At 63.1% G+C, this 14,310-nt stretch carries 14 protein-coding genes; 5 read left to right on the top strand and 9 right to left on the bottom strand.

All coding sequences use genetic code 11. The features are described from left to right. Nucleotides 1-708 (top strand): SDR family NAD(P)-dependent oxidoreductase, encoded by a 708-nt coding sequence (locus tag K3152_RS04550; RefSeq protein ID WP_221572810.1) that lies wholly within the window; start codon nt 1-3, stop codon nt 706-708. A gap of 122 nt (nt 709-830) precedes the next feature. After that, entirely contained in the window at nt 831-1,178 is a 348-nt protein-coding gene (locus K3152_RS04555; RefSeq protein WP_221572811.1) for a PilZ domain-containing protein, read from the top strand. Nucleotides 1,179-1,333: 155 nt separating this feature from the next. On the opposite strand, the gene K3152_RS04560 is transcribed toward K3152_RS04555, so the two are convergent. Genes K3152_RS04560 through K3152_RS04570 form a run of 3 tightly spaced genes read right to left on the bottom strand, consistent with a single transcriptional unit; the run spans nt 1,334 to nt 5,200 of the window. Next, complete coding sequence (locus K3152_RS04560) at nt 1,334-2,518, bottom strand: serine hydrolase domain-containing protein (RefSeq protein WP_221572812.1); 1,185 nt, start codon at nt 2,516-2,518, stop codon at nt 1,334-1,336. Between the two features lie 2 nt (nt 2,519-2,520). Beyond that, nucleotides 2,521-3,762 (bottom strand): SAM-dependent methyltransferase, encoded by a 1,242-nt coding sequence (locus K3152_RS04565; protein ID WP_221572813.1) that lies wholly within the window; start codon nt 3,760-3,762, stop codon nt 2,521-2,523. Nucleotides 3,763-3,805: 43 nt separating this feature from the next. Continuing rightward, the gene (locus tag K3152_RS04570; protein ID WP_221573090.1) at nt 3,806-5,200 is read right to left on the bottom strand and encodes a cryptochrome/photolyase family protein; all 1,395 of its coding nucleotides are present in this window, start codon (nt 5,198-5,200) and stop codon (nt 3,806-3,808) included. A gap of 41 nt (nt 5,201-5,241) precedes the next feature. On the opposite strand from K3152_RS04570, the gene K3152_RS04575 reads away from it, so the two are divergent. Beyond that, on the top strand, nt 5,242-6,006 hold the full coding sequence (locus tag K3152_RS04575) for a phosphatase PAP2 family protein (protein WP_221572814.1): 765 nt from the start codon (nt 5,242-5,244) through the stop codon (nt 6,004-6,006). On the opposite strand, the gene K3152_RS04580 is transcribed toward K3152_RS04575, so the two are convergent. The 4 genes from K3152_RS04580 to K3152_RS04595 are packed head-to-tail and all read right to left on the bottom strand — an operon-like array spanning nt 5,999 to nt 10,490. After that, the gene (locus K3152_RS04580; RefSeq protein ID WP_221572815.1) at nt 5,999-6,973 is read right to left on the bottom strand and encodes a metal-dependent hydrolase; all 975 of its coding nucleotides are present in this window, start codon (nt 6,971-6,973) and stop codon (nt 5,999-6,001) included. The genes K3152_RS04575 and K3152_RS04580 overlap by 8 nt on opposite strands. A gap of 19 nt (nt 6,974-6,992) precedes the next feature. Next, entirely contained in the window at nt 6,993-8,027 is a 1,035-nt protein-coding gene (locus tag K3152_RS04585; protein ID WP_221572816.1) for a 2-oxoacid:ferredoxin oxidoreductase subunit beta, read from the bottom strand. Next, entirely contained in the window at nt 8,020-8,556 is a 537-nt protein-coding gene (locus K3152_RS04590; RefSeq protein ID WP_221572817.1) for a hypothetical protein, read from the bottom strand. Before K3152_RS04590 ends, K3152_RS04585 begins: the two co-directional genes overlap by 8 nt. Beyond that, the gene (locus K3152_RS04595; RefSeq protein WP_221572818.1) at nt 8,553-10,490 is read right to left on the bottom strand and encodes a 2-oxoacid:acceptor oxidoreductase subunit alpha; all 1,938 of its coding nucleotides are present in this window, start codon (nt 10,488-10,490) and stop codon (nt 8,553-8,555) included. Before K3152_RS04595 ends, K3152_RS04590 begins: the two co-directional genes overlap by 4 nt. Before the next feature lie 169 nt (nt 10,491-10,659). Here K3152_RS04595 and K3152_RS04600 point away from each other — a divergent pair, with 169 nt between their 5' ends. Next, nucleotides 10,660-11,610 carry an alpha/beta hydrolase gene (locus K3152_RS04600; protein ID WP_345719759.1) on the top strand — a complete coding sequence of 317 codons (951 nt, stop codon included), beginning with the start codon at nt 10,660-10,662 and terminating at the stop codon, nt 11,608-11,610. Next, nucleotides 11,607-12,080, top strand: coding sequence for an RNA pyrophosphohydrolase (locus tag K3152_RS04605; RefSeq protein ID WP_221572819.1), 474 nt, complete (start codon nt 11,607-11,609; stop codon nt 12,078-12,080). The genes K3152_RS04600 and K3152_RS04605 overlap by 4 nt, the downstream gene beginning before the upstream one ends. A 432-nt stretch (nt 12,081-12,512) precedes the next feature. Here K3152_RS04605 and K3152_RS04610 read toward each other — a convergent pair whose 3' ends face one another. Together K3152_RS04610 and K3152_RS04615 are read right to left on the bottom strand one after the other, a co-directional pair. After that, a complete protein-coding gene (locus tag K3152_RS04610) occupies nt 12,513-13,013 on the bottom strand; it encodes a hypothetical protein (RefSeq protein WP_221572820.1) in 501 nt (166 codons plus the stop codon). 61 nt (nt 13,014-13,074) lie between these two features. Beyond that, on the bottom strand, nt 13,075-14,253 hold the full coding sequence (locus K3152_RS04615) for an RsmB/NOP family class I SAM-dependent RNA methyltransferase (protein WP_221572821.1): 1,179 nt from the start codon (nt 14,251-14,253) through the stop codon (nt 13,075-13,077). Nucleotides 14,254-14,310: the final 57 nt, after the last annotated feature.

A 14,310-nucleotide genomic window follows, 5' to 3' on the forward strand; every position in this document is an offset into this window, starting at 1 on the left:
ATGACCAAGGTACTGGAAGGCAAGCTCGCCCTCGTCACGGGCGCCAGCAAAGGCATCGGTGCGGCAACGGCGCTGGCACTTGCAGAAGCGGGTGCTCACGTCGTGCTGACCGGCCGCGATGTTCGCGCGCTGGAAGCCATCGAAGACCGCATTCATGAGGCTGGCGGCGCATCCACAATCGCGCCCGTCGACCTTGGCGAGAGCGACGGGATAGCCCGCCTCGCCTCGGCCATCGCGAGCCGCTGGGACAAGCTCGACATCCTCGTGATTTCGGCGGCCTACCTGCCCGCCCTCACGCCGGTCACGCAAATCGACGGCAAGCAGTTCAGCCAGGCTGTGACGACCAACCTCCTCGCCACGCAGGCGCTGCTCGCCAATTTCGACCCGCTACTGAAGCGCGCCGAAGCCGGACGGGTCATCGGCCTCACCAGCAGCGTGGGCGAGAACCCGCGTGCCTACTGGTCGGCCTATGGCGCGACCAAGGCGGCGTTCGACAACCTCCTTGCCTCCTATGCGCAGGAGGTCGAGAAAATCGGCAATGTCCGCGTCGCCACCATCGACCCCGGCGCGACGCGCACGGCAATGCGCGCCAAGGCCTATCCGGGCGAAGATCCGGCGACGGTCAAGCCGCCCGAGGACGTCGCTACCCGTATCCTCGAGCTACTGGTTAACGACTACCCGACCGGCTACCGAGAGCGGGTAGAATAGCTGCGTTAACCCTCCCGCGTGACCTTTTCTTAATACTGGTGGGCGACACTCCGACAATTAACGCGCGCGTCTCCTGTGCGTGGAAAATCGGTATTCGAACTCAGGGCAAGGGATCGCCGGACATGAACTACCAGACGCAAGACCGCTATCTGACAGCCGCGCAGGAAGATCGCTGCGCACCGCGTACACGCATCACCATTCCGGGCCAGCTCCGCGCCAGCGGCGGCCGCGCTTTCCAGACGGTGGTGCACGACCTCTCCATCTCGGGCTTCTCGGCTGCTGCGATCAACCGCATGCACGAAGGCCAGATGTGCTGGCTGACGCTGCCGGGCCTCGAGTCTCTGCAGGCGCAGGTCGTGTGGTGGGAAAACTGCATGGTCGGCTGTGCGTTCAGCGAGTTGCTCTCGCCCATCGTGCACGACAACATCCTCGCCCGCTACAGCGGCCAGGGCGCTTACCGCCCTTACTAAGATTTTTCGCGAGACAGGCCCAAAGAAAAGGCGACGACACCGACAGCTTTGGCGGCGGCCTGATGGGCCTGGCCTGAACCTTGTCCGGATGGCTCGTCGTCGGTGGCGGTGCGCTCTCGTAGCCTCCGCCACCACTCGTATCGGGCTCCGACAGCCTACTGCGCGTTCATCGCAATCTGGCGCACCAGCGCCTGGAACTTCGCCCTATTTTCGGAGCTTGTCGCCGTCGGCCAATTGCTTGTTACGGCAACCACGAGATTGCGGCTCGGGTCGATCGTAATCGCCTGCCCGAAAATACCCTGCGCGCCGTAAAGCCCGCCGGGATAGGTCCACCACTGGTAGCCATATCCATAACCCTTGCCGAAATCGACCTGCGGCGCGCCTGCTTCGGCGAACCAACCATCGGGCACTACGCCCTTGCCGCCTTCAAGCACGAATTGCCCGAAGCGCGCATAATCAGCGAGGGTCAGCGAGAGGCAGCAGCCGCCGATATTCCCGCCGGTAAGGTCCTGCATCCAGAACAGCGGACCCTCGAAACCTGCCGGTCCCACGATCTTCTCGGCTGAATAGGCGGCGAGCGACTTCCCTGTCGCTTCCTCGACGAGCAGCCCGAGGAGATTGGTCTCGAGCGTCTTGTAAACGAACTTCTCTCCGGCAGGCGCTTCGCGCTTCAGCGTGCGGGCATAAGTGACCGCCTGCGATTCCCCCTCGACGGGAGTGACTGCGAGCATCTTTGCGACGTCGCTTGCAGGGTCGGTATAATCCTCGTTCCATGCCACGCCCGAGGTCATCGTCGCGACCTGGCCGACGGTCACACCGTCATAGGCTGTCCCGGCGAGCGCGGGAATGATGTCGGTAACCGGCGTGTCGAGGCTTTCGATGTCGCCATCCTTGATGGCGGCGCCGAGCAACGTGGAGGTAAAGCTCTTGGCGACCGAGAAGCTGGTCCAGCGGTCGTCGGGTTCCATCCCGAGGCCATATTCCTCGAACAGGATCTTGCCATCCTTGAGAACCATGAGACCCGCCGCATTGGTATCGGCCATGAACTGGCGCGCCATTGCGGCAGTCGCTGCATCAAGCGGGGTGCCTTCAAGGAAATCCACCGAGCGGTACGCGGGAGCAACCTCGAGCCCAGCAAACAACCCTTCCATGTCGCGAAAGGCTGCCGAACGTCGCTCGTCGCTCCAGAACAGGATGGAATCGGAAGGGTCGAGGCTGGCCATCTGCTCCGGCATCGACTGGGTCACAGTCGGCACGGCAATGGGCGCCGGAGGCGCATCGGCGACGTTCATGCACCCGGCAAGCGCAATCGCCAAAGCCGAAACCAGAACCTTCTGCATCCTCATTCTCCTTCTTTGACCAGCGTGACCTGGTGCACATCGATACCGCCGCCGCGAAAACCGCCCTCGCAATATCGCAAATAATAGCGCCACAACTCGCAGAATTGCGCGTCGAAGCCCGGTGGCAGACGACCCTCCTCAACCGCGCGGTCAAAGTTCTCAAGCCAGATGCGCAGCGTTTCGGCATAGTCGAGGCCGAAGTCGGCCTGGTCCTGCCATCTGAGGCCACGCTCTTCGGCAAGGCGGCGGAATTCGCTGGTGCGAATGAGCAGCCCGCCGGGGAAGATATAGGCCTGGATGAAATCGGCGCTCTTCGCATATTCATCGAACAGCTCGTCGCGCATCGAGATGTACTGGATGGCCGCGCGGCCGCCCGGTTTCAGGTTGCGCGCGATGCAGTCCATGAAAGTCGGCCAGTATTCGCGGCCGAGCGCTTCCACCATCTCGACGCTGACGATGCCGTCGAACCGGCCCGACGTATCGCGATAGTCCTGCCTGAGGAATTGCGGCCCGGGATGATGCTCTCTTGCCCAGGCAAGTTGCTGGTCTGAGAGGCTGATTGCCGTGACCTCGCTCCCGCGATCCTCGAAATAGCCGGCAAGCGCCCCCCACCCGCAGCCGATTTCGAGCAGGTGATGCGGCGTTCCGATTCTCTCGGCCAGCGCCTGCCATTTGCGCTTCTGCCCCGCTTCGAGCGAATTCGTGCCGACGTTTAGCGCCGAGGAATAGCTCATCGTCGGGTCGAGCCATTCACGGTAGAAATCATTGCCGAGGTCGTAATGCGCAGAGATGTTCTTCTGCGCGCCCGCATGCGTGTTGCGATTGACGAGGTGCGCCAGCTTCAACCCGTGGCGGAATGGCCCCTTGGCCCGCGCCGTGTCCCCAAGGCGCTCGGCGTGCTGGACGAAAAGCGCGAACAGCGGCACCGGGTCGGGGCTCCACCACTCGCCCGCTTCCCACGCCTGGTACCAGCCCACCGAGCCATTGCTGGCGAGCCGCACCAGCGCATTGTAGCTGCGCAGTTCGACGGTGCATTCGAAACCCGGAGCGCGGCCGCCCAGCACGCAGGGACTGCCATCGGGCAATGTGCCGTGGATGGTCCCGCTGGTAAGCGCTGCGTCGATCTTGCCGAGTATCTTGGAGAAGGCGGGAGAAATCAGCCGGGCGAGCCACCCCGGCTTGCGCGCAAAAGGCTTGGAGCCTTCGACAAGGTCGCGTCCGCGCTGGCTGGTCTGCATGTCCATACAGGCCGCCCTATGCCGCGCCCTGCCCCATGCGACAAGTCCGCTACGGCTTGCTTGCCCGATAGGCATCGAGCGCCCGCTCGCGCGCTTCCTTGTGGCCTATCATCTTGACCGGATAGTCGCCGCGCTTGTCGTCGGGCGGGTCGTGGATGCAGTCGTCGCCCAGCTCCGCCAGTTCGGGGACATATTCGCGGATATAGCCCGCCGCGTCGAACCTTTCGCTCTGTGTCAGCGGCGCCATGATGCGGCTGAACATATTGCTGTCGACGCCAGTGCCCGAAATCCACTGCCAGTTGACACCATTGTTGCCGTAATCGGCATCGACGAGGCAGTCCCAATACCATTGCTCGCCGTGTCGCCAGTCGATGAGCAGGTGCTTTACGAGGAAGCTGGCGCAAATCATCCGCACGCGGTTGTGAAGCCAGCCCGTCTGCCACAGCTGCCGCATACCGGCATCCACTATGGGGTAACCGGTCATCCCCTTCTGCCAGCACTTGAGGTCTTCTTCGATAAGGTGGCCCGCATTGGGGTTCCGCCACAGGGTGCGCTCGTCATAGTCGCGATAGCTGTCGCGCGGATAGTCGGGGAACTGGTCGATGACGTTCTGCGCATAGTCCCGCCAGATGATTTCCTTCGCGAAGGTCTTCCACCCTTCGCTGCGCTTGTCCTTGAGCTTGTGCCACGCCTGCGCGGGACTGATTTCACCCCAATGGAGATGCGGCGAGAGGCGCGAGGTGATGTCCTGCGAGGGGAGGTTGCGGCCCTCGTCGTAATCGGCAACCTCGTCCGCCCACCAGTCGAGGCGGTCGTGCGCGGCGGCCTCGCCGAACTCCCAGAAGTCGCGAATACCCCCTGCCCAGTCAGGCTTCGTGGGGAGCAGTTCCCAGTCGGCAAGGTCATCGCTCTCCGGCCAGCTGTCAGGCGAGGAAATGGTCTCAGGCTCGCCCAGCACATCGCGCGGGGGCATGACCTCCAGCATCGCCTTCGAGAAGGGCGTGTAAATCTTGTACGGGTCGCCCGAACCTGTCGTGACCGAGCCCGGCGGCAGCAGGTAATTGCCATCGTAGAGGCATAGTTTCGTATCCTCGCCCAGCGCATCGCGAAGCTCGTCCTCGGCTTCCTTCCACCACGGCTCGTAATGGCGGATGGCGTGGATGCAACTTGCGCCTGTCTGGTCGGCAATGGCGGCGAGTACTTGCGGCGCATCGCCCTTGCCCAGGACTATCTGCGAGCGGCGGCTGCCGAACGATTTGCCGAGGCTCTCAAGCGAATAGTGCAACCAGACCTTCGACGCGCCGCCATAGGCATGGTCCCCTGCCCTCTCGTCGTCGAGGACATAGACCGGGATGACGGGGCCGGCCTGGGCTGCGGCATGGAGGGCGGGCTGGTCGGCCATGCGCAGGTCGCGCCTCAGCCAGACTATCTGCGGGGAACTCATGCCAGCGGAACGGAAATGCGCGGCCAAATGTTCCTCCCCTCATGGAAAGCACGCAAACCGCCGCCGGGCAGGACGAAGCCCCCATCCCCGCCGAGACCATGGTGGTGCCCGAGCGCGGCTTCACAATCAACCGCAAGAAGGCGCTGGTGGCGTCCGCAATCCTGTGGACGGGCTTTGCCATCATGGTCTGGCTGGTCCTGACCGGACGCACCGGCAGTTTCGACCAGTGGGGCCTGATGTCCTATCGCACCGGCGAAGAACTCGGGCCGAGCGGGCCAGAACTCGTTTTCGAGAGCGTGCGCGACGTGACGGCTCTGGGCGGCGTGTTCCTGCGCAACCTCTTCGCATTGGTTGCGGTGGTGGCGCTGCTGTTCCTCAAATTGAGGCGCGAGGCATTCCTCTACGCCGCTACCGTCATCACCGGCTGGCTCGCCAACACCGGCGTCAAGCTGCTGGTCGGACGCGAGCGCCCGCAAATCGTGCCGCATTTGACCGAGGCGGGCGGCGAAAGCTTCCCCTCCGGACACAGCTTCTCGGCAGCGGTGGTCTACATCGGCATGGCCATCGCCTTTGCCGCGCTGAGCAAGAACCACACGGTGCGCTACACCATCATCGGTTTCGCCATGGTGCTCTCCGCCATGGTCGCCTGGAGCCGCGTGATGCTCGGCGTGCACTTCCCGAGCGATGTGACAGCGGGCTGGCTGGGCGGCGCCGGCTGGGCGTTTCTCGCTGCGGCGCTGCTCTATGCACCAGCTAAGGCGGCGGCGGATAGCGAGGCCGGGAAGAAGCTAGGTCCCGCTACTTAGGCGGGTCGCATTTCACATCGGGCAACGCAACGGTGAACCGATCACGCGCGCGAGGATCGTAAAAGCGAGCGTCTCGAAGGAGTACGGAGCCGTCTTCCTGAGTATCCATTATCGGAATCCTCGACCAGAATAGGAAAGCGCGCACCTCCCTGTCATCAGTCTGCAGATCCTTTGCCGAAACGCATTCGATCCCGAACAGGAAATCAGCGTTACCTATCGGCGTCTCGTGATCAGATAGACCTTGCGCTAACGTCCACTTCCTAACGCCGACGTCCCAAACGAAGGGACCGCCTTCGACGAAACCAATGACTTCGCGTTCCCAAAATTTCAGGGGAACCGGTGACGATACGGCGGAATGGAAGAAATGCTGCTCTTTCGGATAGTCCGCAGCTGACTGCGCACTGAGGGCCCCATTCACTCCGATATACGCCAGTGCCACCGCTATCGCCGCGCGCGCAGGTCGCTTCCACTCCCCGCCCCGCTTCTCGCGCCGGAACGAGAACCATGTCGCGAAGCCCATCAGCGCCCATAGCCAGACGTCGATGATGAACAGCGTGTCGCCGTAGAACCACTGGCTAGAAAACGGCTCGAGCAGGCGGATGCCATAAACGTTGAGCCAGTCGAGCGCCGGGTGGGTCAGGCAGCCGATGAAGCTCAGGAGGAACAGCCATTGGAAACTGACCGGCAGACGGTCCTCCGGCCGCTTCCCCCGCTTGGCCTGCCAGCGGTCGAAGCCGTAGAGCAGCCCCGCCAGTATCAGCGGCAGCAGCACCAGTGCGGGAGGGCCATGCGTGATGCCACGGCGAAAGCCGAGATGCTCCGCGCCCTCCAGCCAGAAGAAGCACGCCGCATCCACATCGGGCAGGTTTGCCCCGATGATGAGCGCGGGCATCGCGAGCCCAGTCTTTTTCTTCAGCCCCGCCTGCCCCAGCAAAGCGCCGACTAGGCTGTGCGTCAGATTGTCCATCCTTCGGGGCTACCCGACCCTAGACCGGATCCTGCGCCGTGCCGCTGACGGTCCAGGTCTGGCCCTTGCCGAGCAGCTTGGCGAGGTTAGCTTCCTTGCCCTCGCTGGCCATCTTGCGCTCCTGGATGACCGCATCTTCGAAGGTCGGGCGCGGGTCGTCGTAAAGGACGCCGAGCGCCATCGGGAATTCGCCGAAGGGCATCTCGATGAGCATGTGCGCGACCGAGCGGTTGGTCACGTCGTGGACGATGACGCCCGCGCTTTCCCAGTCGCCGTCTGTCAAATCGACAACTTCGAGGCACAGCTTCTCGCGGTTCAGTGCGATACCCTTGGTGTCCTTGGCGAACAGCATGGGCTTGCCGTCTTCGAGCCAGAGCTGGCGGTCCTCCGCTCCCTTGGGCGCGGCGAAATCGTTGAAGACGTCCTTGTTGTAGACGATGCAGTTCTGGAAAATCTCGATGAAGGCCGCGCCCTTGTGGGCATGCGCTGCCTTGAGCACGTCGGGCAGGTTCTTCGACACATCGAACCCGCGCCCGATGAAACGCGCACCGCTGCCGAGCGCAAAGGCGGCCGGGCGCGCGGGGTGGTCGTAGCTGCCGATCGGGGTCGAAGGCGATTTGGTGCCTTCGCGGCTGGTGGGCGAAGCCTGACCCTTGGTGAGGCCGTAAATCTCGTTGTTGAACAGCATGATTTGCATGTTCACGTTGCGGCGCAGGACATGCATCAGGTGGTTGCCCCCGATGGAAAGTCCGTCGCCGTCACCCGTCACCAGCCACACGTCGAGCTCCGGATTGGCAAGCTTCGCGCCCGTCGCAAAGGCAGGCGCGCGGCCGTGAATGGTGTGGAAACCGTAGCTCTCGACGTAATAGGGAAAGCGGCTCGAACAGCCGATGCCCGAGATGAAGACGGTGTTCTTCGGATCCGCACCAATCTGCGGCAACGTGCGCTGCACGGCCTTGAGGATGGCATAGTCCCCGCAGCCTGGACACCAGCGGACCTCCTGGTCGGTTTCCCAGTCCTTGAGCGTGGTTTCGATCTTGGTCATCTCATTCATCGACCGATGCTCCTTCGGCATTGGCGGGGGCGGTAAACCGCTCCGGTCCGAACACTGCCTTCAAAATTTCGTCGCGGTAATTGCCGTCGGCTTTCTTGGAAAATGCCGAAACGATCACACGGATGAGAACGCCATCGTGATAGGCAACCCAGGTCCGGCGAAGGCCGATGTTCGTGTTGTAGACACCTTCGAAAACCACGGCTTCGGGAGCATGGCGCAACTTCACACGCTTCTCGCGAATAATCTGGCGCAGGCTGGATTCGTGGAAAGTTTCGCGCGTGTGGTGCTTGAGGTCATCGAGCGTCATCGCCTTGTCGACCGGTGTTAGAGTGACACCGACGTTCGGCTCTTCGAGAACACTGCCCCCCATGCACATCACCGCCTTGGCCTTGCCCATGTCATGCGGTCGGCAATCATTGCCTAGAAGGCTGGAAGGAAGCTCCGCCGACATTGCGGGACGCGCGAAATCTTCAGCCGATGCCGGACTTGCCAGCGCGAAAAGAGCCACGGCCAGTATCGGTTTGATCATTTTGCACCTCCTTCCGTGCTCGGAAGCTGCTGGTCGTTGGCCGCGACCTGGCCGCCCTCGTTGCCATCGATACCGTCGAAGAACTTGGCAATCTCGGCCTCGAGTTCGGCAATCTGGAACGGCTGGCCGCTGGTCTTGGTAAGCGGCTGCGCGTCGACGAGGAACTGGTCGCGCAGCACGGTCTTAAACTGGCCGGTATTCATTTCGGGTACGAGGATATGCTCGAAGCCCTTGAGCAGCTCGCCCAGGTTCTTCGGCATGGGCCAGATGTGGCGCACGTGGATGTGGCTGACCGAGCAGCCCTTGGCGATGCTGCGGCGCACGGCCTGATGGATGGGGCCATAGGTGCTGCCCCAGCCCACCACGGCGAGCTTGCCGGTAGTCTCGCCCAGCGCCACGTCCTGGTCGGGCACGATGATGCCCTCGACCTTGTTCTTGCGCGCATCGGTCATGCGCTGGTGGTTGTCGGGCGAATAGTCGATATTGCCGGTAAGCTCGTGCTTCTCGATACCGCCGATGCGGTGCATCAGGCCGGGCGTGCCGGGCTTGACCCACGGGCGCGCACCCTTCTCGTCGCGCTTGTATGGCAGGAAGTTGTCGCCGTCGTTTGGCTCTTCGAGGAAGCTTGCCGGGAATGGCTCGAAAGTATCCGGGTCGGGGACTTTCCAAGGCTCGGCGGCGTTGGCGATATAGCCGTCGGTCAGCAGCATGACCGGGGTCATGTACTGCGTCGCAATGCGGCAGGCCTCGATGGCAACCTCGAACGCGTCCGACGGACTGCGCGCGGCAATCACCGGCATCGGCGCATCGCCATTACGGCCATAGACGGCCTGGTAGAGGTCGCTCTGCTCGGTCTTGGTCGGCAGGCCGGTCGAGGGGCCGCCGCGCTGCGAATTGACGATGACCAGCGGAAGCTCGGTCATGATGCCGAGGCCGATGGCTTCGGTCTTCAGCGCAATGCCCGGCCCCGAAGAGCTGGTGACACCCAGCTGCCCGGCATAGCTCGCCCCGATGGCGGCGCAGATGGCGGCAATCTCGTCTTCCGCCTGGAAAGTGGTGACGCCGAATTCCTTGAGCCGCGCCAGATGGTGCAGGATGGCCGAGGCAGGGGTGATGGGATAGCCGCCGAAGAACATCGGCAGTTCAGCCAGCTGCGCACCGGCGACGAGGCCCAGCGACACCGCTTCCGCGCCGGTAATCGTGCGGTAGAGGCCCGGCTCGCTCTGCACCGGCGGCATGGTCAGCTGCTTGACCGGTCCGGCCAGTTCCGCGGTCTCGCCATAGGCATGGCCCGCGTCGAGCGCGGCGATGTTGGCATCGGCGATGTCGGTCTTGGACTTGAACTTGGCCTTCAGCCAGTCATGGATCGGCTCGCGCGGACGGTCGAACATCCACAGCGCAAGGCCCAGCGTCCACATGTTCTTCGAGCGCAGCGCGTCCTTGTTGCCAAGGCCAAAGGGCTTGACCGCCTCGATGGTCTTCTCGCTGATGTCGAAGGCGAGCACGTCGAACTTGGCGAGGCTGCCATCTTCCAACGGATTGGCTTCGTAATGCGCCTTGTCGAGGTTGCGCTTCGTAAAGGCGCCGGTGTCGGCGATGATGAGGCCGCCGGGCTTCAGCGCCGCGAGGTTCACCTTGAGCGCTGCCGGGTTCATCGCCACCAGTACATCGGGCGCGTCGCCTGCGGTGTTGATCGAGCGGCTGCCGAAATTGATCTGGAACGCCGAGACCCCGAACAGCGTGCCCTGCGGCGCGCGGATTTCCGCCGGGAAATCGGGGAAGGTCGCAAGATCGTTGCCTGCCAGCGCGGTCGACAGGGTGAACTGCCCGCCAGTGAGCTGCATACCGTCACCGGAGTCGCCGGCGAACCGCACAACGATGGCTTCGGGGGTTTCGGGGAGGCCGCTTTCGGCCTGATTGGCGGCTGTTGCCATCCAGAAAATTCCTTGTCGCGCGCCGTACTCGGCGCTGTCTCTCGGTGGCGGCACCTAGGCCCCGCCCACCTCTCTCGCAATGAAGTTTCTCTGCTAGCGGGAAAAAGGCAGGTGGAAAAGCACTTGGCCTTCGCTAAGTCCCTTTTTGCAACGCGAAGAGGAGAGACCCGTGGCCGATACCGAACACTATGTCCGCGAGGATGTGCGCGCATTCCTCGATATGCTCGAAGCCATGGGCGGCAAGGGCGTGGACGAAGTCGGCGCTATCGAGGGTCGCACGCAGATGAAGACGCTGGGGGCACTGGCCGAAAGCCCGCCGCGCAACCTCGCCGTCATCAAGGACCTCTCCTGCCCCGGACCCGCTGGGGACATCCCGCTGCGGCTTTACGATGCGAAGAAGGAGCGCGGCCCCTCGCCTTGCGTGGTCTTCATCCACGGTGGCGGCTTCGTCATCGGCGACCGCGATGTCTACAATTCGCTCTGCACCGAGATTGCCTCGCGGCTCGACCTGCCAGTGGTGTCGGTGGAGTACCGCCTCGCGCCCGAGCACCCCTTCCCCGCCGCACCCGACGATTGCGAGGCGGCAGCGCGCTGGATTGCCACTTCACCTGAGGCACTGGACCGCGAGATTACCGGCCTCGTCATCACCGGTGACAGCGCGGGCGGCAACCTCACCATCGTGACCACCAACCAGCTGGCGAACGATCCCGCCCAGGTGCCGGTCATCGTGCAGGCGCCCATCTATCCGGTCGCCAACGATGTCTCGCAGCACAAGTCCTATGCCGATTTCGCGGAAGGCTTCCTGCTGACCGGCGCGGCCATGGGCTGGTTTACCGAGCAATATGCCGCCGACCCGAAGGACCCGCGCAACATGCCGATGGTGGGCGACTGCTCGAACACCCCGCCGACGGTGGTGTGCACCGCCGGTCTAGACCCCTTGCGCGATTCCGGGCGCGATTACGCCGCGCATCTGGTCCAGCAGGGAACCGAAGTGGTCTATCTCGAATTTCCCGGTATCATTCATGGCTTCACGACCTTGCGGAAGGCCATGCCCAGCGGCCAGAAGGACCTCGATGCCTTCCTTGATGCGGTCGAAATGATGGTGGAGCGTTACAAGTGAGCGAACTCGGTTACCGGCCCTGTGTCGGCGTGATGCTGGTCAATGGCGAGGGCCGCGTATTCGTCGGCCGCCGTATCGACAACAAGGAAGGCGACTGGTGGCAAATGCCCCAGGGCGGCGTCGACGAGGGCGAGGATTTGAAGGAAGCCGCCTTGCGCGAACTCGCCGAGGAAACCGGCGCGAAGGCAGAGCATGTCAGCCTCATCCAGCAGACCCGCGAACCCATTCGCTACGATTTGCCCGAGGAACTCATCGGCAAGCTATGGGGCGGCAAATATCGCGGGCAGGAGCAGGTCTGGTTCCTCGCGCGCTTCTCCGGCGCGGATGAGGACATCGACCTCGAAGCCCACGACCCGCCCGAATTCTGCGACTGGAAATGGGTCGATGCCGAGCAGCTTCCCGAGCTGATAGTCCCGTTCAAGAAACGGGTCTATCGCGCTGTTCTGGAAGAGTTTCGTGAGTTGGTTTGAATATCTGATACCCTAACCATCCGCCGAAGAAACATATGAGACAGTGAAAGAAGTTTGAGAACCAAATCCATTCTGGATATTCGGGTTCGTGGCTCCTGGTAAACATCGCGAAGGCTGCGCAAAAATACGAGACTGCCAGACCCGCAACGAGCCAAACGATGATGTTACGAAACGTAGCGAAGCGGTCAGCCAGCAGTATCAACACCAAAGCAATAATCAGCGGAAAGAAACCGAAAACTGGTGACAGCAAAACCCAGATTGGCGTCAATGCAACTTCAAGGAGCACGTCGCCTACTTCGATTTCGGAAAGCTGATATTCGAACCCGTTTAGCAATCTCGACGGCGGCATCGTGAGCCCGAACCCAATGGCATTGCCAATCAGGGCAAACCAAACCGGACGCCGCACACTCACCTTAAAGTTTTCGGTTCTTCTCAGTTCTGCTGCGGTTGCGCAGGAACGCTGGCCTCTGCCGTCATGACCGGCTGGCGCGGGCCGGCGGCGATGGCGCTCGCTAGCTCGCGTGTTTCGGGGCAGCTTTCGCCGCATAGCGACTGGACCTTGGCGAGGTTCAGGCGGGCTTTTTCCAGCGCGCCCTTTTCGGCCATCGCCGCGCCCTCGCCCGCGATGGCGGCGAGGTTGTTCGGGTCGCGCAGCAGGGCCTCGCGGTAATAGCGGATGGCCTTGCCCTGCAAATCGTCTTCGCGCGCAGCTTCGGCGAGGTGGAGGAAAATCGGGGTGTAGCCCGGGTCCACCGCCAGCGCGGCTTCGTAGGAATCGATGGCGCCCTGCGTGTTGCCAGCTTCCAGCGCGGCTTCACCCTGCGCAATCAGCATCGCCGCGCGCGGGTCCGGTTCTCGCGATTGCCCGACGCTGACGCTGGCGGTCATGGCAAGGGCCAGTGACAGGGCGGCGGCGGCAGGGGCAAAACGCATAATCGTCTCCGTTAGCGAGGGTTTCGCGGATGGCTGGGTGCTAACCATAGAGCGAAAGCTATCACGGTCTAGCTGCACAGGCGATGAAAAATCCGTCCGTACCGTCGTGATACGGAGTGAGCCGCATCCCGTTCCCGCGTTTACGACCTGCAGGGAGGGAAAAGTCCTGCGCTTCGAATATGTTAACCCTGTCCAGAAAGGTTGAAAACTGCCCCGACCCTTCCTCGTCGAGCAGCGAGCATGTGACGTAGATGATCCGCCCTCCCGGTTTCACGAGCCTTGCGGCAAGGTCGAGCAGTTCGGCCTGGAGCGTGGTGAGCCGCGCCAGTTCCGCCTCGTCGAGCCGCCAGCGCGCCTCGGGATTGCGGCGCCATGTGCCGGTACCCGAGCACGGCGCATCGACCATCACTGCATCGGCCTGGCCTTCGAGGTCGGCCAGAGCTTCGAACTCGCGCTTGGGGTCGAGCAGGCGGGTCTCGATGATGGTGGCTCCTGCCCGCTCGGTACGCGGCGCGAGGCGCGATAGGCGGCCACGGTCGGTATCCGACGCGATGAGGCGCCCGAGATTGTCCATCGCTGCGGCAAGAGCGAGAGTCTTGCCCCCTCCCCCGGCGCACAGGTCGATGATGGTTTCGCCCGGCTGCGCATTCACTGCAAGGCAGGCAAGCTGCGAGCCGGTGTCCTGCACCTCTACCTTGCCCTCGCGCCATTCAGGCCATTGCTCGACCTGCGTTCCCGCTTCGAGGCGGAGGCCATGGGGCGCGGCGGTGTGTTCGGCTTCGAGAGGTAGCGTGAGCGTAGCACGCTCGGCCTTCAACGTGTTGACGCGCAGGTCCAGCGGGGCGCGGCCGAGCAGGGCATCGGCTTCTGCACCTTCGATGTCGGACGCGGCCAGCTTTTCTGACAGCCATACCGGAGCGATACCGCCCTCAGCTGCCTCCTCGCCGTCACCGATTGCGGCGGGACCGTAATTCGAGCCATCGAACAGCGGTGCAATGCTCTCATCGGTCTCCGCGAGACGCAGCATAGCAGCGCGGCCGTTTGCCGGAACCGGCCCGCAGGCGCGAATGGCAGCATAAACCAGTTCGCGGATGGCGCGACGGTCTTTCGACCCGGCGAAGCGGTTATTGCGAAACCACTCGGCGAGGATACGGTCGGCCGGCGCGCCCTTGGTACGCGCGGCTTCAATGATGGTGTCGAGCAGCTCTATCGAGGTCTGGACACGGGCTGCAGGGGTCATAGGCTTGGCTCAATATCCGTTCGGTTCGAGCGAAGTCGAGAACCGCTGCACAACGTG

This window comes from Qipengyuania polymorpha (assembly GCF_019711435.1).
Taxonomy (GTDB): Bacteria; Pseudomonadota; Alphaproteobacteria; order Sphingomonadales; family Sphingomonadaceae; genus Qipengyuania; species Qipengyuania polymorpha.